Here is a 22,376-nt window from a genome sequence, read left to right on the forward strand (position 1 = left end):
GACGGCCCCTCTGGCTGCGGCATTGCTGCCGCAGCCGTTATCCTGATGGAAGACCCCAATGGCCTGCGCATCCCAGCCCCAAACACTCTCTGACATCGTTGAAAGCGGCCTCTGCGTCGGCTGCGGCCTGTGCCAGGCAATTGCCGGGCCGGAGGCGGTGCAATTCGTCACCACGCCAGAGGGGCGCGAGCGCCCGCTGCAGCAGGCGGAGATTGTTGCCGAAGGTTGGCAAGCCATCACCCGGACCTGCCCGGGCACTCATGTGATTGGCCGGGATGAATTGGCGGAAACCGAGGGCGCAGAAATAGATCCGGTCTGGGGACCGTACCGGCAGGTTCAGCTGGCCCATGCCAGCGACAAGGACATCCGCTACCGCGCCGCCTCAGGCGGGGTGCTGACAGCCTTGGCGAAACAACTGCTGGAAAGCGGCCAAGTGAAGTACATCCTGCAGGTGCGCGCCTCTGAAGAGCGCCCGATGCGCAGCGAAACCGTGATGTCGCGCACCGAGGGCGAGGTGATCCAGGCCGCAGGCTCCCGCTACGGCCCGGCAACCCCGCTGGCCGCAATCCGCGCGGCGCTGGACACGGGCGAGCCCTTTGCCTTCATCGGCAAGCCCTGCGACGTGACGGCGCTCAGGCTCTATGCCCGCGAGGACGCGCGGGTTGATCAGCAGTGCAAAGCCATGCTGGCCATGGTCTGCGGCGGCGCCCCGGAGTTCCGCAAGTCCCGCGATCTGGTGCAGGAGCTTGGCTACAGCGAAGACGACGTCACCCTGTTCCGCTACCGCGGCTACGGCAACCCGGGCCGCGCCCGGATTGAATTCGCCGACGGCCACGCCGAGGAGCGCAGTTACCTGGAGCTGTGGGCGGATGAGGGCAAATGGTGCATCCAGCCCCGCTGCAAGATCTGCCCCGACGCGATTGGTGAAAGCGCCGATGTGGCCGCGGCGGATTACTGGCCCGGCGGGGCGCCGGTTGGCGAGGACGCGGGTTTCAACTCCATCCTGATCCGGTCCAAAGCGGGCGAGGCACTGGTGGCCGGGGCGGTGGAAGACGGCAACCTGACCATCACCCGGGCCTTGGACATTCGCGATATGGACGACACCCAGCCGCATCAGGTCCGCAAGAAACAGGCGCTTTGGGCCCGCTTTGCCGGCATGCGTGCCGCAGGCCACCGCATCCCTCACGTCGAGGGGCTGCGCCTGGAAGCGCTGGCCCGCACTCAGCCCCTTTCAGACAACCTCGCCGCCGCCCGCGGAAGCCGCCAGCGCAGCCATGCAGGCCGCCTCAGCGAACCGCCTGCCCGTGATGCGGACGCCCTCAAGCCCGGAGAAACCCAATGAGCACCCGAACCCCCGAAGCGGTCATCGAGATCCGCAACATGGACAAATTCTACGGCTCCTTTCACGTGCTGAAGAACATCAGCCTGACCGTCTCCCAAGGCGAACGGATCGTAATCGCCGGTCCGTCCGGGTCGGGCAAATCCACCCTGATCCGCTGCATCAACCGGCTGGAAGAGCATCAGAACGGCCAGATCATCGTCGACGGTACCGAGCTTACCAGTGACACCAAGAACATCGACAAGATCCGTTCCGAAGTCGGCATGTGCTTTCAGCACTTCAATCTGTTCCCGCATATGACGATCCTGGAAAACTGCACCCTGGCGCCGATGTGGGCTCGCAAGATGAAGAAGGCCGAGGCCGAGGAGGTGGCGATGCACTTCCTGAAAAAGGTGCGCATCCCAGACCAAGCAGACAAATACCCCGGCCAGCTGTCAGGCGGCCAGCAGCAGCGGGTGGCAATCGCACGCTCCTTGTGCATGAAGCCGCGGATCATGCTGTTTGATGAACCGACTTCGGCCTTGGACCCGGAGATGATCAAGGAAGTTCTGGACACCATGGTGGAACTGGCGGAAGAGGGGATGACGATGCTCTGTGTCACCCACGAGATGGGATTTGCCCGTCAGGTCGCCGACCGGGTGATCTTTATGGATCAGGGCGAGATCGTCGAGCAGAACCCGCCGCAGGAATTCTTCGGCAACCCGCAAAACCCGCGCACGCAGGCCTTCCTGAGCCAGATCCTAGGCCATTGACCGGTGCCGCTCAGAACGGCTGACGCTCGCCCAGCAGGTAGCGGGCCGTATCGGTGTAATCAAACGCCAGCGAAACCGCGAGCACGGCGCAGACTGCCAGCAGGATACGCCGGGGCCAGGCGGGCATGTCCGGCCGCTTGCGCTGGCGCCAGAGCCAGATCACCAGCGGCGTCCACAAAAGCACATGCGGCAGCCCCAGCAGCCGGACATAGCCGAGCTGGCCGTAAATCCAGTAAACCCCGCCTGCGGCTGCAAGGCTGACAGCCACGGTCACCGCGCCGGCAATTCGGCTGGGTTTCCAGATCAGCAGCGCCAGCGGCAGGATGAAGCCGCCGACAAACAGCACGTTCAGCCAGATCTGCCCCCATTGCGGCTGGGTTGCAATTGCCTCTTCCAGTGTCATCGCATGCCTCTCCCTGCTGCGACCCTAAGAAAGGGCCGGGTGCACGGCAAGGGTCAGAGCGGCGATCCCTCGCGCATCTTGTCCTGCTCCGAGGGTGTCGGTGTGTGGTTGAACACATAAGCGGTGCGGCAGGCTTCTTCGCCGCCCAGTTCCGCGATCCTGCGGCGCTGATCGGCAAAGGCGCGGGCGTTCACCTTTTCCGGGTCGCAGATCGCTTGCAGCCGCCGCTCGCCCTCGGTCAGCGCCGCCTTGATCTCCGGGTCGTTCACCCCGTCCATTGCCCGGTTCACCTGCTCATGCGAGTCGGTCTCCAGGTCAAACAGCTGCGGCTGCATCCCGGCGTAATAGACATATTTCCACTTGCCCCAGCGCACCATGAAGGCGCCGGTTTTCGAGCCGCCGTCATGGTATTCGCTGAAGCCGGAGCGGGTCGCGTCATACGGCGCATTGGCAATTGAACGCAGGGAAACACCGGGCAGGCCGGTGTCCTCCGCGAGCCCGCAAACCTCCTTTGCGGTGGCGGCAACATCGGTCAGATTGGTGCAAGTCGCCACCTTCTGCCCTTCCGGCACGCCTGGCCCCGCGGCAATCATCGGCACCCCGGCGCTGGCCTCATACATCACCTGCTTGGTCCAGAACCCCTGGTCCCCCATCATGTCGCCATGGTCCGAGACATAGAGGATCACGGTATTCTCCAGCTGGCCGCTGGCCTCCAATGCAGCAATCACCCGGCCCACGCAGTGATCCATGAAAGACGTGAGCCCATAGTAAGCCGCCTTGGCCTCGCGCATCTTCTGTTCGTCGAAATACTCATCGTAATTGAAGAACTCAGCGATGTTGCGCAGCTCCTCATGATCCGGCAGCCCTTCGCCATAGCCGACCGGCAGGTCCATCTCGGCCGGGTCGTACAAGTTGTACCACTCCTCAGGGCAGGTGAGGGGGTAGTGCGGGCTGACCAGCGAGACAAATCCCGCCCAGGGCTGTTCCTTCCGCTTGGGATCGGTCAGCCAAGCCTCGGCCGCTTCAGTGATGGCAAGATCATAGTCGGTATAGGTGCTGGAGCCGGTGCCGACATCGCCCGCCAGTTCCGCCGCCGAGTCGTAGGGCGGCGGGTTCTCCCGCAGCAATCCGATGGCCCAGCCGACGCCGCCCACCACATGCATCGGCACGATCTCCTCAGAGAACCCGTTGTCATCTTCGTTCGAACGGAAATGCAGCTTGCCGATCGAGGCCACCTCGCGGCCCGCCTCGCGCAGCGCATGCATCCAGCTCTGCGGCTCCCCGGCATAAGGCGTGGCACTGTCCCAATGGCCGGTCTTGTGCACCCAGTCGCCGGTGGCCAGCGCCGCCCGTGTCGGCACGCACATCGGCGACGGCGTATAGGCCGAGGTGAACATCGTGCCCCGCGCCGCCAGCGCATCCAGGTTCGGCGTCTTCACAATCGGATGGCCCGCGCAGCCCATCGCATCCTTGCGGTGCTCGTCTGAAATAATGACCAGGAAATTCGGCTGCTCGCTCATCGGGTCCTCCTATTCGGCGCCCGCACCACCATGGCCAGGACGGCAGGCCACACTGTTCTGGAAATCCGCGCCGCAATCCAATAGATAAATTTTCTACTCTTCGATAAGAAAAATTATGGCTTGGCATGGCGACACCTCTGAAGTGGCTGCACAATTTCGAAGCCGTGGCGCGGCTCGGCAACATGACCCTGGCTGCGCAGGAGGTCGGGCTGACCCAAGCCGCGCTCAGCCAGCAGATGCAGGCGCTGGAAACCCACCTGAAACTGCAGCTGTTCACCCGCGAGCCGCGCGGGATGTCTCTCACCGCCTCCGGCGCGCAGCTTTACAGCGATGTGTCCCCTGGGCTGGAGCAGATCAGCAACGCGCTGAAACGCTACCAGCAGCCACAGGGCAGCCGTTTGCGCATCCTTTGCAACGCCAGTTTTGCCCTGCGCTGGCTGATCCCCAATCTCCCCAGGTTCCACGCCCTCCATCCTGAAATCCAGGTGGAAACCCGTACCGCACTCTGGCGGCCGGAGCGGCACGGCTACGACCCGGATGCCGAGATTTTCCTGGGCGGCCCGGTGCAGCCGGCCCCCGCCAAGGCCATCGTGCACTGCGAAATGACCGCGGTTCGGGCACCGGGCTGCCCGGAAGAGGGGCAGCTGCCTGTGATCCGCATCAGCGGCCAGGAAAGCCTGTTCGAGGACTGGCTCAAGACCCCGCGCTTTGCGGCCTCCACGGCCCGTCAAGTCTTCGAAGTGGACAGCGTGCACGCTGCAGTCAGCCTGGCCGCCGACGGCCTCGGCTGGACCCTGTGTCCGTCCTTCCTGGTCCGCAAGGACGTGCAGGCCGGACGGCTTCTTGCGGATGAAGCAGGCGTGGCAGCTTCCAAGCGGGCCTACTGGCTGCAATTGAAAGACCGCCCCAGCGCTGCCGCCGAAGCTTTTTGCGATTGGATCTCTGCCGAGGTGTCCTCCGTTAAGGATTGAGTGCGCCCAGGCGCGGCCGCTACAGTGAGATTTTTCGGTTAGAAGAAAGATCTGTACCGTTTCATCTTTCTGAAAATACTCAAACTTCCAAAGGTGGCAGCACAAGCGGATGCCCGGGAAGGGGCAGGCCGCCGGTTTCCGTCTTGCAGGCGGGCAGGCTGGCTGCTATCTCCGTTAAAGAAAATGTTATGATATAACATAAATGGAGATCCGCATGTCAGACAGCAGGCTGCCGGTAACGGTGCTTTCCGGCTTTCTTGGAGCCGGCAAAACCACGCTCTTGAACCATGTCCTGAACAATCGCGCAGGCCGCAGGGTGGCGGTGATCGTCAACGACATGAGCGAGGTGAACATCGACGCTGATCTGGTGCGGGGCGAGGCCGAATTGTCGCGCCAGGACGAGAAGCTGGTGGAGATGACCAACGGCTGCATCTGCTGCACCCTGCGCGACGATCTGCTGCAAGAGGTACGCCGCCTCGCCGCCGAGGGCCGCTTCGACTACCTCCTGATCGAAAGCACCGGCATTGCCGAGCCGCTGCCGGTGGCGGCAACCTTTGATTTCCGCGATGCCGAAGGGCAGAGCCTCTCGGACGTTGCCCGCCTTGATACCATGGTGACTGTGGTGGATGCGGTGAACCTGCTCAAGGACTTCTCCAGCCACGATTTCCTCAGCGACCGCGGCGAAAGCCTGGGCGAGGAGGACGACCGCACCCTGGTCAACCTGCTGACCGATCAGATCGAGTTTTCCAACGTCATCATCCTGAACAAGGTGAGTGAGGCGGGGCCGGCCCAGACCGAGGCCGCGATGCTGGTCATCAAGGCGCTGAATCCGGATGCCGAGGTAATCCAGGCCGACTTCTCCGAGGTGGACGGGGACCGCATCTTCGACACCGGCCGCTTTGACTTTGACAAGGCCCACGAGCACCCGCTCTGGGCAAAAGAGCTTTACGGGTTTGAACACCATGTGCCCGAAACCGAGGAATACGGCATCTCTTCCTTCGTTTACCGCGCCAAACGCCCGTTCGATCCGGCCAGGATCCATGCGCTGCTGAATGGCGACCTGCCGGGCGTGATCCGCGCCAAGGGCCATTTCTGGATGGCCACCCGCCCGGAATGGGCTGCTGAGTTTTCCCTTGCCGGTGCAATCTCCTCGGTCCGCCCGCTTGGGCTGTGGTGGGCGGCAGTGCCAACCGAACGCTGGCCCAGCCATCCCGAGGCCCGGCGCGAGTTTCTGCAGAATTGGGACGAGACCTGGGGCGACCGCCGCCAGGAGCTTGTGTTCATCGGCGCAGGTCTCGACAAAGAAGCCACTGCCGCGCGCCTGGATGCCTGCCTGATGCCGGAAACGGCCAAGGGCTTCGACCCGGCCTGGGCTGATCTGGACGACCCGTTCCCCAGCTGGCGCCGCAATGGCTGACCGCCGGGCGCGCCGCAACCTGAATTCGCGCTTGAAACGGCGCCGCCGGGCCGGGGATCCGATGCAGGCCTATGACGCCCTGCCGCCGCCCCTGCGGCAGTGGCTTGCTTCCGCCTGCCTGCCCTGGAGCCCGGCCTCAGCGCTCAGGCTCTGGACCAAGGCGGGCGGCCGCCAAAACCCCGATGCCGCCGCCGCCCGGATGGATGCTGCGGAACAAGTGATGCTCAAACGCGACGCAAAGGTCTGGGACGCTTTCAGGTAGCCCAGGGCGGGCCGGCTCCGGCAGTTCCGGGCCGCGGACAAAAAACTTGCCATGCAAGGAACCCGTAATACACTGATTTTAAGCTGCAATCGTAAGCCGCCCGTATTCCCGCAATACATGCCACAGTGGCATCCTTGGGCGGGCTGCAGCTTGAAGCGACGTTACCGGGGGCCTCGTGCGCCATGTTTACAGCCGAGTTTTCAGTGAGTGAAATGGAACCAGAGCTAAAGTCGATGTACCTGCTCTGGCACAGTGCGTCGGAAGAGGGCGTCTACCCCAGCCTTGCTGCCTTTGGTCTGCCCAATGCCGTCGCCTCCCCCAATATTCTGTCCGTGTTCGAGATCGAGCGCTCCGCCGGGGGCGAGCCGGTGGATTTCCAGGTGATCTATACGCGCAGCAGGATCAACAACACGCTGCGGGAAAAATTCGTCGGCACCCGGCTCTCTGAACATCCCAGCTGCGGGCCTGGTTCCATGATCTGGAGCGGCTTCGCCGAGATTGCTGCCGCTCCCCGGCCGCTCCTGGTGTCGCTGCCGTATGTCGGTCCGCTATCGGGATACCGGAGCACCTCCGAAATCTACCTGCCGCTTTTGGGTGAGCAGGGCCGGGCTGATTATGTGCTGGCCGGGGTTGTGCTGCTGGAGCGGGAGTACCAGGGAAACGCGCCGAACGGGTCTTAGCCAGCCTTGCGGTCCGGCAGCCGTTCAATCGGCAGCCCGCTGCGGGCTTCCAGCTCTGCCAGCAGGCGGGCATTGCTGAAGCCGGGCAGGGTGATGGTGCGCGTACCGCCGCCTTTCAGGCTGGCCACCAGATGCTCAGAAGTCACCGTCCATCCCAGCAGACGGCCGGCATGGCTGCCGGTGCGCAGCCGCGCCTGGTTGTGCTGGCGGTAGAGGCCGAAACTGCCGACCTCAGCAAACCGCAGCCGGGACGGCGGCCGCCAGAAGGGCCGCAAAACCAGGGCGCCGCAGGTCAGCGACAGCGCCGGCCGGGCCGGATAACGGCCTGTCCGCCAGGCCATCCACAGGATGGCCGCGCCCAGCAGCACTTGCCCGCCGCCTTCTGCCGGGCGGTGCCAGATCCGGTCAAATCCCTGAGCCAGGAACGCAGCCCCGAACAGGGCGGCGAACCCCGCAACCGCCCAGCAGACCACAGGGCTGGCATCCGGGTAGTAGTGCAAGTCAGAGGGCATTGGCATGGCTCCAGATCGCTGACTGCAATAGTAGGGCGCCTCAAATACACGGCCACCTGCCGGTCGGCAGCGCCATTCCGCCTTGCCCTGCAGGGCTTTCCCCTTGCGCGCACCGGGGAATCCGCCTATACGCGCGCTGTCAATACAAGGGCGGTCAACGTCCGGGTGGCATATCTGAGCAGGGCTGGGGTACACCTCGGCCCTTTGTGTTTGTTTGATCAGATGTGCTCCGGGCCACGTTCTGTAGGGCGAAACCAAGACCGGCGGAGACAACCGCCCGGCCAGAAAACCGTTAGTAAAGGAAACCTGAGACCTCATGGCTCAAAACGCATCGATGGAGGAATTCGAAGCCCTCCTGAACGAAAGCTTCGAAATGGACACTCCGGACGAAGGTTCGGTTGTCAAAGGCAAAGTGCTGGCAATCGAAGCCGGCCAGGCCATCATCGACGTCGGCTACAAAATGGAAGGCCGCGTTGATCTGAAAGAATTCGCAAACCCCGGCGAAGCGCCCGAAATCGCAGTTGGCGACGAAGTCGAGGTTTACCTGCGCGCAGCAGAAAACGCCCGTGGCGAAGCCGTCATCTCCCGTGAGATGGCCCGCCGCGAGGAAGCCTGGGACCGCCTGGAAAAAGCCTACGCAGACGATCAGCGCGTCGAAGGCGCGATCTTCGGCCGCGTCAAAGGCGGCTTCACCGTCGACCTGGGCGGCGCTGTTGCCTTCCTGCCCGGCTCGCAGGTTGACGTCCGCCCCGTGCGCGACGCAGGCCCGCTGATGGGTCTGAAGCAGCCGTTCCAGATCCTGAAGATGGACCGCCGCCGCGGCAACATCGTTGTGTCGCGCCGTGCGATCCTCGAAGAGTCCCGCGCCGAGCAGCGCGCCGAGGTTATCGGCAACCTGTCCGAAGGCCAGGCAGTCGACGGTGTTGTTAAGAACATCACCGAATACGGTGCGTTTGTTGACCTGGGCGGCGTTGACGGCCTGCTGCACGTCACCGACATGGCATGGCGCCGTGTGAACCACCCCTCCGAGATCCTGTCGATCGGCGAAACCGTCAAGGTTCAGGTCATCAAGATCAACAAAGAGACCCACCGCATCTCCCTCGGCATGAAGCAGCTGCAGGAAGATCCGTGGGATCTGGTTGGCGCCAAGTACCCGCTGTCCTCCGTGCACAAGGGCCGCGTCACCAACATCACTGATTACGGTGCATTTGTTGAGCTGGAGCCGGGCGTCGAAGGTCTGGTCCACGTCTCCGAGATGTCCTGGACCAAGAAAAACGTCCACCCGGGCAAAATCGTCTCCACTTCCCAGGAAGTCGACGTCATGGTTCTGGAAATCGACGGTGCCAAGCGCCGCGTGTCCCTGGGCCTCAAGCAGACCATGCGCAACCCGTGGGAAGTGTTCTCCGAGAACAACCCCGAGGGCACTCAGGTCGAAGGCGAAGTCAAGAACATCACCGAATTCGGTCTGTTCATTGGCCTCGACGGCGACATCGACGGCATGGTTCACCTCTCCGACCTCAGCTGGGACGAGCGCGGTGAAGACGCGATCCAGAACTACCGCAAAGGCGACATGGTTTCGGCCGTTGTCTCCGAAGTGGACGTCGACAAAGAGCGTATCTCGCTGTCGATCAAAGCTCTGGGCGGCGACAAGTTCGCCGAAGCGGTTGGCGGCGTGAAGCGCGGCTCCGTGATCACCGTCAACGTGACCGCGATCGAAGACGGCGGCATCGAAGTGGAATACGAAGGCATGAAGTCCTTCATCCGCCGCTCCGACCTCAGCCGCGACCGTGCCGACCAGCGTCCTGAGCGTTTCTCGGTTGGCGACAAGGTCGACGTGCGCGTCACCAACGTCGACTCCAAGACCCGCCGCCTGGGCCTGTCCATCAAGGCGCGCGAGATCGCGGAAGAGAAAGAAGCAGTGGAACAGTACGGCTCCTCGGACTCCGGCGCATCGCTGGGCGACATCCTGGGCGCCGCACTGAAGTCGGGCGACTAATCTCCCCGGCCTCACGGCAGAAATTGAGAAGCCCCGCAGGAAACTGCGGGGCTTTTTGCATTTTGAGAAGGTCCTGCTTGAGCCCAAAATACCGAATGCTGCACATTGCACAGATGTCCGATGTTGAGCGATAGTCATCGAACAAGATTGGATCGTTGGCATTGACGCAATATATCCCATCCTTTGAATTCAGTAGGCTCAAATGACTTGGTTTTGGAAACAGAATGAAGATGACGGTGAGTATTCCATCTACACAACCGCTTACGATGTTGAGGTCACTGGCGAAGCACTGGGCCGCGAGCTCTCTCCGGTCGAGCGAAAGACTCTAAATCAACAGGTCGAGGCGTTCGAAAGAGCTACCGAGACGTCTCGGACAGAGACGAGCTTGAACTCGCTGGCCCAGATTGATGCTATCCTCGCTAAGGACCCGAATATTGGTGAAACAACCGCAGTTTCTCTCGTTGTGGACCATTCTGGATCGTTGAAAGGTCAAAGGGCGGTAATTGCCTGTTTGGTGGTTCAAATGGTCAGCGATTTCCTAAGTAGACTGGGCGTAAGATATGAGATTTTGGGCTTTACTACAGCAGCTTGGAAAGGTGGTAAGTCTCGCCAACTATGGATTGACAAAGGCTGCCCAAGGAATCCTGGCCGCCTCAATGACCTGTTGCATATCCGCTACCGCGAGGCATCAAACACAAACCCTGGAGCACCTTGGTCAGTCTACAACATGCTCCGGAGCGACCTTCTAAAGGAAAACATCGACGGCGAAGCAGTGTTCTGGGCCGCTGAAAGATTGAAGAACCTAGACGCCGAGCAAAACTTGGTCATTGTAGTTTCTGACGGGGCGCCAGTCGACGACAGTACGTTGAACGAAAATCGACCAGATTTCTTGTGGCACCATTTGGAGGCAGTCGTTTCTGATCTGAAGGCGACGCCACGTTTTCGCATTGCTGCAATTGGTATCGATCACGATGTCGGGCGCCTATATCCGTCCGCATTGCAGGTTGATCGTCTTGCAGAAGTCCCAGCGGAACTTCCCAACTATCTTGGTGAGCTTTTTCGGTAAGCGGACATTGACGTGGTCCACTCTAAAGTCAGCTTCGTCTCGAAAGCGGACATAGGCCGTCGACGCCGGTGCTACGTTAGTTCGTTCTGATCTATGGTGCCGGGAACTGGGCGGAAGCTTAATCCGCACCTGTTCCGCCTTAGGGTGGCGGTTCCATTCCGCAAAAACCTCCCCCTTCCCTTCGAAGCCGCATCCGCTAAACTCCCCTCCCAAGGGCAGGCCCCGTTTTTCAGTTCCCCGGCGTCCCCGGATGCCGCATTTCAGTACCCCGTTCCGCCCGCCGGCCAATCGCGACAGGCAAAAAGAGAGAGCATTATGGCGACCGAGAAACTCACCATCATCAAGGCGGACGTGAAAAACGAGGTCACCAAGAAGGTGAAGCCCAAGTTCGTGCAGCTCGGCAATATGAACTTCACCGCCACCGTCGAAGTCGACAAAAGCGCGGCCAAGGAGCTCGACACCGACGCGCGCTTTGTCGCCAAGCTCTATGACGACGCCACCAAGGAATACAAAAAGCTGGTGAACGAATGCAGCCTGCGGGTGAGCCAGGCCAATGACCTCGGCTCGGTGATGCCGCTCAGCGCCAAAGAGTGCAAGGAGCTGGACGCCGACATCCAGAAGATCTTTGCCAAATACCAGAAGTCGATCGAGCAGGTCACGAACAAGCATTTCGACAAGTGGAAACAGGCCAACAAGGACCGCAAGAAGTACCGCATCAAGGTGGTCGGCGCGATTGTGCTCGGCAGCGCCGCGGCCATCGGCTCCACCGCCTCATTGGCGGCGGGCGCGGTGACCGGCGGTGTGTCGATTGCGGCCAGCATCTACGGCATCGCCCAAAGCATCGTCTCGGTCGCCCGCGCGGTGCAAAAGGTGACCTCGGACATCGTCAAGATCCACGGCCAGCTGGAAAAGGCGCTGAAGGAGCTGGTCTCGGCCTATGAAAAACAGTCCAAGGCCAAGGTGAAGGCCAAGGAGATCGGCAAGGAGTTCCTCGCCGATTTCCTGATGATCGAAACCGCCGGCTTCAACCGGGTCGACAAGCATCTGGAAACCTACAAGGCCAAGCTCAAGAACATCGACCTGGAGATCGCAGGCCTTGGCAAGGAGCTGAATAAGCTCCTCGACAAGCAGGGCAAGCTCGACAAGGAAATCGAAAAGAAGCTGGGCAAGATGGCCAAGGACCGCGGCTACAAGAGCAAGAAGCTCGATGGGCTGTTCACGGCGATGGAGGCGGCGCGCAAGGAAACCGCCAAGCTGATCAAGAGCATTGAAGCCTATCACGTCTCGATCAAACCGGCCGAGAAATTCCGCGACGATGCGCAAAAGGCAGTGGAGGCGCTGCGCCACAAGGACCCGGTCTGGACCAAATGGGCGATCTGGATCGGCAGCCTGGGCCTGTCGACGGCCGTGACCAGCATTGCGTCGGGCGGGGAAAACCTGGTCAAGGCCGCCTCGGCCATCGAACAGGGCTTCAGCGCCATGTCCAAAGAACTGGCCTGACCGGCCATATTGGTCTGGCCGGGACGGGCTGCCCGCCCCGGTCTGTTCACGATTGCACCGGCGCACCTTCTGAGAAAGGCCGCAGGTTCCTCAAAAGGTATTGACCGCATGGCATTTGAAACCTGGCTCCTCTTCCTCGCGGTCAGCATCGTGCCGGTGATCAGCCCGGGACCGGGGGTGCTGTTCGCCATCACCAATGCGCTGCGCTACGGCGTCCGGGTCACCATCCTGGTGGGGCTGATCAACGGTGCGGGCATTGCAGCGCTTGGCCTGCTGGTCGGGCTGGGGCTGGGAGCGCTGATGCAGGCCTCAATGCTGGCCTTCCTGATCCTCAAACTGGCCGGCGCCGCCTATCTGATCTGGCTGGGCATCAAAATCTGGCGCGACCGCAACGCGTTTTCGGTCAGCCCAGACCAAAGCACCCAGGCTGCACCGCTGCGGCGGCTGTCTGCGCAGGCGCTGGCAATCTCGCTCACCAATCCCAAGGCAATGGTGGCCATCGCCGCCCTGTTTCCGCCGTTCCTGGACCCCGGCCAGCCCGCGCTGCGCCAGGTGCTGATCCTGGCCGCCAGCTATGGTGCCCTATGCGCGCTGAACCATGTGCTGATCGCCTTTTGCGGCAGCTGGCTGCGCGGCTTTCTGCAATCGCCGCCGCGCGTCAAGTGGCTGCGCCGCCTCACCGGCGGTGCCTTTGTCGGTTTTGGCTCGCTGATGGCCATTGCGGGCCGCTCCTGACGGTCGCGCAGCGGGCGAATCAACCGGCCGGGCCGCCGCCCGCCGCGCCCGCTTGCTGCGCCGCGGCACCTGCGGCTGGTGCGGAAATTCGCCGCGGCAGGCTGGAAACCGGGGCAAGGGGCTTCAATTTCCCTGGGTCAGAGGCCAGATTTCTTTCCCCCTTACGGGAAATTTTCCTATACTCTCAGAATAATAGCTATAACACGCCGGTTCCCTGGGAGGAAAAAGATCATGATCCGCTCTGAGTTGATTCAGAAGATTGCAGACGAAAACCCGCACCTGTATCAGCGGGATGTAGAGAGGATCGTGAACACGGTGTTCGAGGAAGTGACCGATGCGATGGCCCGCGGCGACCGGGTTGAGCTGCGCGGCTTTGGCGCGTTTTCGGTCAAGAAGCGGGACTCGCGGGTCGGCCGCAATCCCCGCACCGGCGAGACGGTCCACGTCGAGGAAAAACATGTGCCGTTCTTCAAGACGGGTAAACTCTTGAGGGACCGCCTGAACGGGAAAGCCTGATGCGTTACATTCGCTACGCGGTTCTATTTGTGCTGGCTGCTGTGCTGGTTTCGGTGTCTTTGGCCAACAGCGCCGCTGTTGAGCTGAAACTGATGCCCGACGCTTTTGCAGAGCTTGCCGGCTTCAACTACGGCATCTCGCTGCCGCTGTTTGCGGTGGTGCTGGGCGGTGTTGGCGCCGGCCTGGTGATCGGGTTCCTGTGGGAGTGGCTGCGCGAGCACAAGCACCGCAGCGAGGCGGGCGCCAAGGCCCGCGAAGTGCGCAAGCTGAACCGCGAAGTGACCCGGCTCAAGAAGCAGAAGAACGAAGGCAAGGACGAGGTCCTGGCGCTTCTCGAAGACGCTAGCTGACGCTGCGGACGGTAACAGGCCATGAGCGACATCCGGGTCAAGATCTGCGGGCTGAAAACCCCGCAGCACATCGCCGCCGCAGCTGGGGCCGGGGCGGCCTATGCCGGTTTTGTTTTCTTCCCCAAGTCTCCGCGCAACGTGAGCATAGAACAGGCTGCCGCACTGGCTATCGAGGCGCCTATCGGCCTGTGCAAGGTGGCGCTGACAGTGAATGCGACGGATGCGGAGCTGGATGCTATCACCGGGGCTGTGCCGCTCGACATGCTGCAGCTCCATGGCAAGGAAAGCCCCGAACGCGTGGCCGAAGTGCGGGCCCGCTACGGCCTGCCGGTGATGAAGGCCGTCGGCATCGCCGATGCTTCTGATATTCCGCAGATCGCACTGTACGAGCAGGTGGCGGACCAGCTGCTGATCGACGCCAAGCCGCCCAAGGAAGCGGAGCTGCCCGGCGGCAACGGGCTGGCGTTTGACTGGCGGCTGCTGGCAGGCCGCAAGTACTGGCAGAAACCCTGGATGCTGGCCGGCGGCCTGACACCGGACAATGTGGCCGAGGCAATCCGCATGACCGGCGCCCGTCAGGTCGATGTTTCCTCGGGTGTCGAGAGCGCGCCGGGCGAAAAGGATGCTGCTCTGATCGAAAGCTTCACTAAAGCCGCATTGTCAGCCAGGGGCTGACCGGGCGCGCCCTCCGATTGCGACGCGCTCGGGGCAGGCCGCGGGATTTTGAGTATTTAGGCAAAGAAGAAGGGGAAGACGTCCGCTTCTTCTTCGTACAAATATGCATTGCACAGGCCGTGCCGGAGAAGAGACGGCTGCGGTGTTGCGTAACCGGCGAACGCCGGTCTCATGGCACCTTAATCCGGATCTGCCATAGTTCCCTCTGATCGCGATCAGCGCCGGGCCTGACACCCCCGGCATCTTTGGAACCGGGCCCCTTGGCAGGGGACGTGCAGAGACAACGTTTAGCGCGCGGGTGGATACGCCTGCCCATCTCCGCCTTTTGGGCGGCGCCGCCATCTTAAACCTCCTGACGACCAGGACCGGCAGCAAGCAGTCAGCAAAAGCAAACCGGCAGGGCAGAGCCCCGGGCCGGCCGCAGCCGCTTGTGCCATGCCCCCTTTACCAAGCCACCGCCGCGCTATAGTCATTGCGGGCGCTGCGAAAGTGAGGGAACAACCATGGCCGACGATCTTTTCAACAGCTTCATGAACGGTCCGGATGAACAGGGCCGCTTTGGTATCTTTGGCGGGCGTTTCGTGTCTGAGACCCTGATGCCGCTGATCCTGAGCCTTGAGGAAGAATACAACAAAGCCAAGGACGACCCCTCCTTCTGGGCCGAGATGGACGACCTGTGGAAACACTATGTCGGCCGCCCCAGCCCGCTTTATCATGCCGAGCGCCTGACCGCGGAACTGGGCGGCGCCAAAATCTATATGAAGCGCGATGAGCTGAACCACACCGGCGCGCATAAGGTGAACAACGTGCTGGGCCAGATCCTGCTGGCGCGGCGCATGGGCAAGACCCGCATCATCGCCGAAACCGGTGCCGGCCAGCATGGCGTGGCCACTGCCACCGTCTGCGCCAAGTTCGGCCTCAAGTGCATCGTCTACATGGGCGCCCATGACGTGAAGCGCCAGGCACCGAACGTCTTCCGCATGCGCCTGCTGGGCGCCGAAGTGGTTCCGGTCCAGTCGGGCCGCGGCACCCTGAAGGACGCGATGAATGACGCGCTGCGCGACTGGGTGACCAATGTGAACGACACCTTCTACTGCATCGGCACCGCGGCAGGCCCGCACCCCTATCCGGCCATGGTGCGCGACTTCCAGTCGATCATCGGCAAGGAAGTCCGCTGGCAGCTGGCCGAGCAGGAAGGCGAAGGCCGCTTGCCGGACACGGTGATCGCAGCCATCGGCGGCGGCTCCAATGCCATCGGCCTGTTCTACCCGTTCCTGGATGACCCCTCGGTCAAGATCATCGGTGTCGAAGCCGGCGGCAAGGGCGTCGACGACCGGATCCAGCACTGCGCCTCTCTGACCGGCGGCCGCCCTGGCGTGCTGCATGGCAACCGCACTTATCTGCTGCAGGACCCTGACGGCCAGATCATGGACGGCTATTCGATCTCTGCGGGCCTTGATTATCCGGGCATTGGCCCGGAACACTCCTGGCTGCATGAAAGCGGCCGCGCCGAGTATGTCTCGATCACCGACAAGGAAGCTTTGGAAGCCTTCCAGCTCAGCTGCCGCACCGAGGGTATCATCCCGGCGCTGGAGCCCAGCCATGCGCTGGCCCATGTCACCAAGATCGCGCCCAATCTGCCCAAGGACCATATCATCGTCATGAACATGTGCGGCCGCGGCGACAAGGACGTGTTCACTGTCGCCAAACACCTGGGCTTCGACATGTCGGACACCGAAGAAGGCCGCACCTTCGAGGAGTAACACCCTCCGCAGCAGCTTTGGAAAAGCGGCAGGCCTGCTCAGGCGCTGCCGCTTTTTTGTGTTTCAGGCAATGCCGACCGGCGCTGCGGCCGTCATCTCTATGTTTCAAGCCTCGAACAGGACGGTCTCGAAGCCTTCGAACTGCGGGTGGCCCAGGATCGGGCTTTCACCTTCGCGCTTGCCCGCGTTTTTATGTGCGTCGCGGAATTGCTGCGATTTGGTCCAGGCTTCAAAGTCCGTGCGGCTGTCCCAGATCACATGGCTGGAGTACAGGCAGTGCTCTTCGGTCGCCGGACCCTTCAGCAGGCGGAATTCGCGGAAGCCCTTCAGCTCTTTCAGGCGGCTTTCGCGCTCTTTCCAGATGTTTTCGAAATCAGCTTCGCGGCCCGGGCGGATCTTGAAGCGGTTCATGGCGATAAAGCTCATCAGCGAGCCTCCTCATCTTGTAGCGGAATACAGGGAGGCTGGCAGCGGCGAGGGTCCGGCAGGCTGGCTTAACGCTGCAATTACGGGACTGCCGCCTGCAGGTCAATGCGCCCGCTTAGGCGGGATCGGCGGCGTAGCTTTGCAGGATGCTGAGCGGCACGATCTCCAGCGCGCGGCTGTGGGTGGCTTCCAGATGCACCTTGGGCGCGCAGCCTTCGTCGGCGGCCTGCAGGAAACGCGCAGCGCACAGGCACCAGCGGTCGCCGGGCTGCAGGCCGGTAAAGTTGAACTCCGGCCGCGGCGTCGACAGGTCGTTGCCGACATATTTGGAAAATGCCAAGAACTCGGCGGTCATCACCACGCAGACGGTATGGCTGCCTTGGTCTTCGGCGCAGGTGTTGCAGTGGCCATCGCGGAAAAAGCCGGTCAGCGGCGCTGTGGAGCAGGGCGCAAGCGGGCCACCCAGAACATTGATGCTGTCGTCTTTTTCCATGGGGCTGTCCTGAATGCGTTCCGGCGTAATGGTAGTGCGATTGCTGGAGGCGTCCCGGGAATTCCGGCGCCAGTGCCGCCCATGTTCGCGATCCATGCCCCCGGGTCAATCCCGCAATAGGTCAAAAAACAGCCGCCCGCCAAGGGGATGGCGGGCGGCTGGCGTTCCGGCGTGTCCGGAGATCAGGTGTTGAACAGGAAGTGCAGCACATCGCCGTCTTTGACGATGTAGCTCTTGCCCTCGGCGCGCATCTTGCCGGCTTCCTTGGCGCCTTGCTCGCCATTGCAGGCGATGAAGTCGTCATAGGCGATGGTTTCGGCCCGGATAAAGCCTTTCTCGAAGTCGCCGTGGATCACGCCCGCCGCCTGTGGGGCTGCGGTGCCGGTGCGGATGGTCCAGGCGCGTGCCTCTTTGGGGCCGACAGTGAAATAGGTTTCCAGGTGCAGCAGTTCGTAGCCCGCACGGATCAGACGGTCGAGGCCCGCCTCGGCCAGGCCCATCTCCTCGAGGAACATCTGCGCCTCATCGGCGTCCAGCTGGCTGATCTCTTCCTCGATCTGGGCCGAGATGATTACGTGGGAGTTGCCCTGCGCCGCAGCCATTTCAGCCACTTTGGCGGAGTGCTCGTTGCCGTCCACCGATTCGGATTCGCCGACGTTGCAGACATAAAGCACCGGTTTGGTGGTCAGGAGCTGCAGCATCTTCCAGGCTTTGGCGTCTTCGGCGTCGACCTCGACCAGACGGGCGGGCTTGCCGTCTTCCAGCATTGCCTGAGCTTCGGCCAGCAGGCGGTCCTGCTGCTGGGCTTCCTTGTCGTTGCCCTTCAGCTTGCGCACCAGGTTGGCGCGGCGCTTTTCGATGCTTTCCAGGTCGGCGAGCATCAGCTCGGTCTCGATCACCTCGGCATCGGCGACCGGGTTCACATGGCCGTCCACATGAGTCACGTCGCCATCTTCAAAGCAGCGCAGCACATGGGCAATTGCATCGGTTTCGCGGATGTTTGCCAGGAACTGGTTGCCCAGGCCTTCGCCCTTCGACGCGCCCTTCACCAGGCCCGCGATGTCGACAAAAGTCATCCGGGTCGGGATGATCTGCTTGGATTGCGCAATCGCCGCCAGCTTGTCCAGGCGGGCGTCCGGCACGCCCACTTCACCCACGTTGGGCTCGATGGTGCAGAACGGAAAGTTGGCCGCCTGCGCCGAGGCGGTTTTGGTCAGCGCGTTGAACAGTGTCGATTTGCCAACATTCGGCAGGCCGACGATTCCCATTTTAAAGCCCATTTCGGCCTCCTGATGCCACTTGGGAGCTGCTTCTAGGCAGCATTGGGCGCCCGCGCAAGCCAAGTATGGCTGGCAAAAGCGCCACAATCCGCTTTGTGCGCCGCCGCACAGTAAGCCCTCATATTGCTTTTTCGTGAGGAGCCTTGGAAAACCAGCGCAAAAAAATATCTTGGTGCCAAATAAATAATTCTGCGAGGGGCTAGAATGAAACACACAGCTTTGCTGGCGGGAGCGTTGTCCGCTGCCATCGCCATGCCTGCGGCTGCTCAGGAAGTGGTCCTGGGCATTGGGTATTCCGATTACCACCGGGAAGCGGCGGAAGACGGCGCGCAATTTGCGTTGGATTATCTGCACGCACCGTTCCACGAAGGGCGGATCCTGTCGGCCCGCTTTGGCGCGACTCTGGAAGCCCAGGAGACCGGCGATGTTTTTGCCGGCGTCGGGATCAGCGGTGTGATCGACCTTAAGAACGATTGGTTCATTGAAAACAGCGTCATGCCGGGGGCCTATTTCGAGAGCTCTGCAGGCAATGACCTGGGCTCGACCTTTGAAATCCGCACGCTTCTGGCAATCGGCAAGCGGTTTGCCAATGGCAAGGCCGTGTCGCTCGCCTTCAGCCACAAATCCAATGCCTCCACCGCGGATGAGAACCCGGGCGTGAACTCGCTGACTCTGCGCTGGCACATCCCGCTGGGCGGCTGAGCCCGTTCCGCCCCTGTATCTCCCGGGCCAAGGCACGGCCCGGGATTGATTTCCCCGGCAACATTCGGCACACCGGGGCGGACATATTTCAAAAGGCCCGCCCATGACCCGTATCGATGCCAAATTCGCTGAACTGAACGCCGCCGGAAAGAAAGCCTTTGTCACCTATGTGATGGCGGGCGACCCGGATTACGAGACCTCCCTGGAAGTGGTTAAAGGGCTGCCGGGCGCGGGCGTCGACATCATCGAACTGGGCCTGCCCTTCACCGATCCGATGGCGGATGGTCCGACCATTCAGCTGGCCGGTCAGCGGGCGCTGGATGGCGGCATGACGCTGGAGAAGACGCTGCAGCTGGCGACGGACTTCCGCAAGGATGACGACACCACCCCGATCGTGCTGATGGGCTACTACAACCCGATCTACAACTGTGGCGTGGACAAGTTCCTGGAAGACGCCAAGGCTGCGGGTATCGACGGGCTGATCGTGGTTGACCTGCCGCCGGAAGAGGACGACGAGCTGTGCATCCCGGCGCAGAAGGCAGGTCTGAACTTCATCCGCCTGGCGACGCCGACCACCGACGACGTGCGCCTGCCGAAGGTGCTGCAGAACACTTCCGGCTTTGTCTATTACGTGTCGATCACCGGCATCACTGGCGCCGCCGAGGCACAGGCTGGCGACGTTGGCCCCGAGGTCGCGCGCATCAAGGCCGCCACCGATCTGCCGGTCATCGTCGGCTTTGGCATCAACACGCCCGAGAAGGCACAGAACATCGCCTCGATCTCGGACGGCGCGGTGGTGGGCAGCGCCATCGTTAGCCAGATCGGCGCGGGCAAATCCCCGGCAGAGGTGCTGGCGTTTGTGAAATCGCTGGCGGACGGCGCCCATAAGGGGTGACGCGGCCAAACATACCAAATTTTTAGATGATTTGAGACTCCGGCATGTTCAGAATGTACGCCCGGGCAGGCAGGACCTTTGGGGGCAATTTTCCGCTTTTTGCGATCTTTTCTGCAATTCCTGTCGCGCTTGATCTCTTTATCGAATTTGCAAACGTACGCAGCAGCAGCGGCGCGATTGGGGCAAACCTCTTCCTGTATGCCTTGATAACTTTGTACAGCCACAGGCTGCTGCTGAGCGGGAAAAGTATTCCTTTTTCTGCAATGTTCGGCAGGAAACAGAACAGCCCGCTGGAAGGGCCGCAGAAACCTTTCATGCTGAGGCTCGTGGCCTTCTGGCTGTTTTCTGCAGTAGTGTGGGCGCTGTTCTGTTGGGCGGTGTACCAGATAGCCGGAGGGGAGGGCCGCGACGTTCTCTACGTCGTGATGATTATTGCTCTCGTTCCTGCGGCACCTGTTGTCTACGTCGCCCTGGCGCTGTTCGGTACGGTGTTTCCGGCCGCTGCCGCCCTGCAGGATGCAGCCATGTCAAATGCACTGGCCAGAGGAAAGAAAACGTTCTGGAGAACGTTGTTCCGCCTGATTGCCGGCAACGGCCTGTTCACGCTGGCAGCGCTTGCAGGCGCAACCTTCCTGTTTTTCGCCGTTGGTGGCGGCATAAACTTTGCGCTGGAGACGTTTCTCAGTTTTCTGTCTGGGCTGGTGGGTTTGTTTGGCATCCACCTGACTGCAACGGCGCTTTGCATGGCTTACGAAGAAGCCAGGGAGCTTTCCGAAGCTGAGGTTTTCAGCTGAGGCCTGAGTAACAGGCTTGAGATCTGCAGGATTGAAAACCGCGCCTCCGGGTGCGGCTTTTTGCGTTTTCAGGGTGCGGCAACGGCGGCATTGCATGGCGTGCCTGGAATTGGTAAGGAAACTTTACCAAATTGAAGCGGGAGAGTGTCCGGTGCCGGTGATCACCAATATCAACGACCTGAAGCGCATCTATGAACGCCGCGTGCCGCGGATGTTCTTTGACTATGCTGAAAGCGGCAGCTGGACCGAACAGACCTTCCGCGAGAATACTTCGGACTTCGAGCAGATCCGCCTGCGCCAGCGGGTGGCGGTGGATATGGCCGGGCGCAGCACCGCCAGCCAGATGATCGGCCAGGACGTGGCGATGCCGGTTGCCCTGGCGCCGGTGGGGCTGACGGGGATGCAGCACGCCGATGGCGAGATCAAGGCGGCGCGGGCGGCAGAAGAATTCGGTGTGCCCTTCACGCTGTCGACCATGTCGATCAACTCGATCGAGGAGGTGGCCGAAGCCACAGATAAGCCGTTCTGGTTCCAGCTTTATACCATGCGGGACGAGGACTATACCCGCCGCCTGATCCAGCGCGCCAAGGATGCCAAATGCTCGGCGCTGGTGATCACACTGGACCTGCAGATCCTGGGCCAGCGTCACAAGGACCTGAAAAACGGGCTGTCGGCACCGCCGAAGCTGACCCCGCGTACCATTGCCAACCTGATGACCAAATGGGCCTGGGGCATCGAGATGCTGGGCGCCAAACGGCGCAATTTCGGCAATATCGTCGGGCATGTGCACGGTGTGTCCGACACCTCGCAGCTGGGCGCCTGGACAGCCGAGCAGTTCGACCCGTCGCTGGACTGGGGCAAGATCGAGAAGCTGATGGAGATGTGGGGCGGCAAGGTGATCCTGAAAGGGATCCTGGATGCCGAAGACGCCCGCATGGCGGCCAAGCTGGGCGCGGATGCCATTGTGGTGTCCAACCACGGCGGGCGGCAGCTGGATGGAGCCTTAAGCTCAATCCGGATGCTGCCTGAGATCATGGATGCAGTGGGCAGTGACGTCGAAGTGCACCTGGACAGCGGCATCCGCTCAGGCCAGGACGTGCTGAAGGCGCTGGCGCTGGGGGCCAAGGGCACCATGATCGGGCGTGCGTTTGTCTACGGGCTGGGCGCACGGGGCCAGAAGGGCGTCACAGAGGCGCTGGAGGTGATTCGCAAGGAGCTGGACACCACCATGGCGCTGTGCGGCGAACGCTCGGTCGAGGCGCTGGGGCGCCATAATTTGCTGGTGCCGCAGGATTTCGGCGGGCGCTGGCAGGAATAGTGCTGCCAGCG

At 61.9% G+C, this 22,376-nt stretch carries 24 protein-coding genes; 18 read left to right on the forward strand and 6 right to left on the reverse strand.

Annotated features, from left to right (window positions below):
- Positions 1-58: 58 nt before the first annotated feature.
- Complete coding sequence (locus tag RA19_RS14925) at positions 59-1,342, forward strand: Coenzyme F420 hydrogenase/dehydrogenase, beta subunit C-terminal domain (protein ID WP_039163973.1); 1,284 nt, start codon at positions 59-61, stop codon at positions 1,340-1,342.
- Positions 1,339-2,091 carry an amino acid ABC transporter ATP-binding protein gene (locus tag RA19_RS14930; protein WP_039163974.1) on the forward strand — a complete coding sequence of 251 codons (753 nt, stop codon included), beginning with the start codon at positions 1,339-1,341 and terminating at the stop codon, positions 2,089-2,091. Before RA19_RS14925 ends, RA19_RS14930 begins: the two co-directional genes overlap by 4 nt.
- Before the next feature lie 10 nt (positions 2,092-2,101).
- On the opposite strand, the gene RA19_RS14935 is transcribed toward RA19_RS14930, so the two are convergent.
- On the reverse strand, positions 2,102-2,494 hold the full coding sequence (locus tag RA19_RS14935) for a hypothetical protein (RefSeq protein WP_039163975.1): 393 nt from the start codon (positions 2,492-2,494) through the stop codon (positions 2,102-2,104).
- A gap of 53 nt (positions 2,495-2,547) precedes the next feature.
- Positions 2,548-4,014, reverse strand: a complete 1,467-nt coding sequence (locus RA19_RS14940) for a sulfatase-like hydrolase/transferase (RefSeq protein ID WP_039163976.1) — start codon at positions 4,012-4,014, stop codon at positions 2,548-2,550.
- Positions 4,015-4,139: 125 nt separating this feature from the next.
- Between RA19_RS14940 and RA19_RS14945 the strand changes: the two genes are divergently transcribed.
- The 4 genes from RA19_RS14945 to RA19_RS14960 all read left to right on the forward strand — a co-directional run bounded on the left by RA19_RS14945 (position 4,140) and on the right by RA19_RS14960 (position 7,344).
- On the forward strand, positions 4,140-4,985 hold the full coding sequence (locus tag RA19_RS14945; protein ID WP_039163977.1) for a LysR family transcriptional regulator: 846 nt from the start codon (positions 4,140-4,142) through the stop codon (positions 4,983-4,985).
- Positions 4,986-5,199: 214 nt separating this feature from the next.
- A complete protein-coding gene (locus tag RA19_RS14950; RefSeq protein ID WP_039163980.1) occupies positions 5,200-6,402 on the forward strand; it encodes a GTP-binding protein in 1,203 nt (400 codons plus the stop codon).
- Complete coding sequence (locus tag RA19_RS14955) at positions 6,395-6,664, forward strand: DUF6525 family protein (RefSeq protein WP_039163981.1); 270 nt, start codon at positions 6,395-6,397, stop codon at positions 6,662-6,664. The genes RA19_RS14950 and RA19_RS14955 overlap by 8 nt, the downstream gene beginning before the upstream one ends.
- Before the next feature lie 182 nt (positions 6,665-6,846).
- Positions 6,847-7,344 carry a hypothetical protein gene (locus RA19_RS14960; RefSeq protein ID WP_039163983.1) on the forward strand — a complete coding sequence of 166 codons (498 nt, stop codon included), beginning with the start codon at positions 6,847-6,849 and terminating at the stop codon, positions 7,342-7,344.
- On the opposite strand, the gene RA19_RS14965 is transcribed toward RA19_RS14960, so the two are convergent.
- Entirely contained in the window at positions 7,341-7,856 is a 516-nt protein-coding gene (locus tag RA19_RS14965; protein WP_039163985.1) for a hypothetical protein, read from the reverse strand. The genes RA19_RS14960 and RA19_RS14965 overlap by 4 nt on opposite strands.
- 316 nt (positions 7,857-8,172) lie before the next feature.
- On the opposite strand from RA19_RS14965, the gene rpsA reads away from it, so the two are divergent.
- The 8 genes from rpsA to trpB all read left to right on the forward strand — a co-directional run bounded on the left by rpsA (position 8,173) and on the right by trpB (position 16,457).
- Positions 8,173-9,852 (forward strand): 30S ribosomal protein S1, encoded by a 1,680-nt coding sequence (gene rpsA / locus RA19_RS14970; protein WP_039163987.1) that lies wholly within the window; start codon positions 8,173-8,175, stop codon positions 9,850-9,852.
- Positions 9,853-10,054: 202 nt separating this feature from the next.
- Entirely contained in the window at positions 10,055-10,918 is an 864-nt protein-coding gene (locus tag RA19_RS14975) for a cobaltochelatase CobT-related protein (protein WP_052261814.1), read from the forward strand.
- Between the two features lie 315 nt (positions 10,919-11,233).
- Complete coding sequence (locus RA19_RS14980; protein WP_039163989.1) at positions 11,234-12,418, forward strand: hypothetical protein; 1,185 nt, start codon at positions 11,234-11,236, stop codon at positions 12,416-12,418.
- 108 nt (positions 12,419-12,526) lie between these two features.
- Complete coding sequence (locus tag RA19_RS14985; RefSeq protein ID WP_039163991.1) at positions 12,527-13,153, forward strand: LysE family translocator; 627 nt, start codon at positions 12,527-12,529, stop codon at positions 13,151-13,153.
- Positions 13,154-13,384: 231 nt separating this feature from the next.
- A complete protein-coding gene (gene ihfB / locus RA19_RS14990; RefSeq protein ID WP_039163993.1) occupies positions 13,385-13,669 on the forward strand; it encodes an integration host factor subunit beta in 285 nt (94 codons plus the stop codon).
- On the forward strand, positions 13,669-14,019 hold the full coding sequence (locus tag RA19_RS14995) for a LapA family protein (RefSeq protein WP_039124792.1): 351 nt from the start codon (positions 13,669-13,671) through the stop codon (positions 14,017-14,019). Before ihfB ends, RA19_RS14995 begins: the two co-directional genes overlap by 1 nt.
- A 21-nt stretch (positions 14,020-14,040) precedes the next feature.
- The gene (locus RA19_RS15000; protein ID WP_039163994.1) at positions 14,041-14,694 is read left to right on the forward strand and encodes a phosphoribosylanthranilate isomerase; all 654 of its coding nucleotides are present in this window, start codon (positions 14,041-14,043) and stop codon (positions 14,692-14,694) included.
- A gap of 503 nt (positions 14,695-15,197) precedes the next feature.
- The gene (trpB, locus tag RA19_RS15005; RefSeq protein ID WP_039163998.1) at positions 15,198-16,457 is read left to right on the forward strand and encodes a tryptophan synthase subunit beta; all 1,260 of its coding nucleotides are present in this window, start codon (positions 15,198-15,200) and stop codon (positions 16,455-16,457) included.
- 105 nt (positions 16,458-16,562) lie between these two features.
- Here the strand turns inward: trpB and RA19_RS15010 are convergent, their stop codons facing one another.
- From RA19_RS15010 to ychF, 3 genes are all read right to left on the reverse strand, one after another.
- Positions 16,563-16,883, reverse strand: a complete 321-nt coding sequence (locus tag RA19_RS15010; protein WP_039164000.1) for an antibiotic biosynthesis monooxygenase family protein — start codon at positions 16,881-16,883, stop codon at positions 16,563-16,565.
- Positions 16,884-16,998: 115 nt separating this feature from the next.
- On the reverse strand, positions 16,999-17,376 hold the full coding sequence (locus RA19_RS15015) for a DUF2237 family protein (RefSeq protein WP_039164002.1): 378 nt from the start codon (positions 17,374-17,376) through the stop codon (positions 16,999-17,001).
- Positions 17,377-17,558: 182 nt separating this feature from the next.
- Complete coding sequence (gene ychF / locus RA19_RS15020; protein WP_039164004.1) at positions 17,559-18,656, reverse strand: redox-regulated ATPase YchF; 1,098 nt, start codon at positions 18,654-18,656, stop codon at positions 17,559-17,561.
- 204 nt (positions 18,657-18,860) lie between these two features.
- On the opposite strand from ychF, the gene RA19_RS15025 reads away from it, so the two are divergent.
- The 4 genes from RA19_RS15025 (at position 18,861) to RA19_RS15040 (ending at position 22,365) form a co-directional block, all read left to right on the forward strand.
- Positions 18,861-19,358 carry an acyloxyacyl hydrolase gene (locus RA19_RS15025; RefSeq protein WP_039164006.1) on the forward strand — a complete coding sequence of 166 codons (498 nt, stop codon included), beginning with the start codon at positions 18,861-18,863 and terminating at the stop codon, positions 19,356-19,358.
- A 103-nt stretch (positions 19,359-19,461) separates the two neighbouring features.
- Positions 19,462-20,253, forward strand: a complete 792-nt coding sequence (trpA, locus tag RA19_RS15030; RefSeq protein ID WP_039164007.1) for a tryptophan synthase subunit alpha — start codon at positions 19,462-19,464, stop codon at positions 20,251-20,253.
- A 44-nt stretch (positions 20,254-20,297) separates the two neighbouring features.
- Complete coding sequence (locus tag RA19_RS15035) at positions 20,298-21,047, forward strand: hypothetical protein (protein ID WP_152615782.1); 750 nt, start codon at positions 20,298-20,300, stop codon at positions 21,045-21,047.
- A 151-nt stretch (positions 21,048-21,198) separates the two neighbouring features.
- The gene (locus RA19_RS15040) at positions 21,199-22,365 is read left to right on the forward strand and encodes an alpha-hydroxy acid oxidase (RefSeq protein ID WP_039164011.1); all 1,167 of its coding nucleotides are present in this window, start codon (positions 21,199-21,201) and stop codon (positions 22,363-22,365) included.
- Positions 22,366-22,376: the final 11 nt, after the last annotated feature.

The organism is Leisingera sp. ANG-M1 (assembly GCF_000813745.1).
GTDB lineage: Bacteria > Pseudomonadota > Alphaproteobacteria > Rhodobacterales > Rhodobacteraceae > Leisingera.

Bases quoted from the DNA above. Each gene is read 5' to 3' on its own strand.
- trpA (WP_039164007.1), top strand. From the start codon at position 19,462: ATGACCCGTATCGATGCCAAATTCGCTGAACTGAACGCCGCCGGAAAG.
- RA19_RS14975 (WP_052261814.1), top strand. From the start codon at position 10,055: ATGACTTGGTTTTGGAAACAGAATGAAGATGACGGTGAGTATTCCATC.
- ihfB (WP_039163993.1), top strand. From the start codon at position 13,385: ATGATCCGCTCTGAGTTGATTCAGAAGATTGCAGACGAAAACCCGCAC.
- trpB (WP_039163998.1), top strand. From the start codon at position 15,198: ATGGCCGACGATCTTTTCAACAGCTTCATGAACGGTCCGGATGAACAG.
- ychF (WP_039164004.1), bottom strand. From the start codon at position 18,656: ATGGGCTTTAAAATGGGAATCGTCGGCCTGCCGAATGTTGGCAAATCG.
- RA19_RS14985 (WP_039163991.1), top strand. From the start codon at position 12,527: ATGGCATTTGAAACCTGGCTCCTCTTCCTCGCGGTCAGCATCGTGCCG.
- RA19_RS14930 (WP_039163974.1), top strand. From the start codon at position 1,339: ATGAGCACCCGAACCCCCGAAGCGGTCATCGAGATCCGCAACATGGAC.
- RA19_RS14980 (WP_039163989.1), top strand. From the start codon at position 11,234: ATGGCGACCGAGAAACTCACCATCATCAAGGCGGACGTGAAAAACGAG.
- RA19_RS14955 (WP_039163981.1), top strand. From the start codon at position 6,395: ATGGCTGACCGCCGGGCGCGCCGCAACCTGAATTCGCGCTTGAAACGG.
- rpsA (WP_039163987.1), top strand. From the start codon at position 8,173: ATGGCTCAAAACGCATCGATGGAGGAATTCGAAGCCCTCCTGAACGAA.
- RA19_RS15015 (WP_039164002.1), bottom strand. From the start codon at position 17,376: ATGGAAAAAGACGACAGCATCAATGTTCTGGGTGGCCCGCTTGCGCCC.
- RA19_RS14965 (WP_039163985.1), bottom strand. From the start codon at position 7,856: ATGCCCTCTGACTTGCACTACTACCCGGATGCCAGCCCTGTGGTCTGC.
- RA19_RS14935 (WP_039163975.1), bottom strand. From the start codon at position 2,494: ATGACACTGGAAGAGGCAATTGCAACCCAGCCGCAATGGGGGCAGATC.
- RA19_RS15000 (WP_039163994.1), top strand. From the start codon at position 14,041: ATGAGCGACATCCGGGTCAAGATCTGCGGGCTGAAAACCCCGCAGCAC.
- RA19_RS15035 (WP_152615782.1), top strand. From the start codon at position 20,298: ATGTTCAGAATGTACGCCCGGGCAGGCAGGACCTTTGGGGGCAATTTT.
- RA19_RS14950 (WP_039163980.1), top strand. From the start codon at position 5,200: ATGTCAGACAGCAGGCTGCCGGTAACGGTGCTTTCCGGCTTTCTTGGA.
- RA19_RS14945 (WP_039163977.1), top strand. From the start codon at position 4,140: ATGGCGACACCTCTGAAGTGGCTGCACAATTTCGAAGCCGTGGCGCGG.
- RA19_RS14995 (WP_039124792.1), top strand. From the start codon at position 13,669: ATGCGTTACATTCGCTACGCGGTTCTATTTGTGCTGGCTGCTGTGCTG.
- RA19_RS14925 (WP_039163973.1), top strand. From the start codon at position 59: ATGGCCTGCGCATCCCAGCCCCAAACACTCTCTGACATCGTTGAAAGC.
- RA19_RS15025 (WP_039164006.1), top strand. From the start codon at position 18,861: ATGAAACACACAGCTTTGCTGGCGGGAGCGTTGTCCGCTGCCATCGCC.
- RA19_RS15010 (WP_039164000.1), bottom strand. From the start codon at position 16,883: ATGAGCTTTATCGCCATGAACCGCTTCAAGATCCGCCCGGGCCGCGAA.
- RA19_RS14940 (WP_039163976.1), bottom strand. From the start codon at position 4,014: ATGAGCGAGCAGCCGAATTTCCTGGTCATTATTTCAGACGAGCACCGC.
- RA19_RS14960 (WP_039163983.1), top strand. From the start codon at position 6,847: ATGTTTACAGCCGAGTTTTCAGTGAGTGAAATGGAACCAGAGCTAAAG.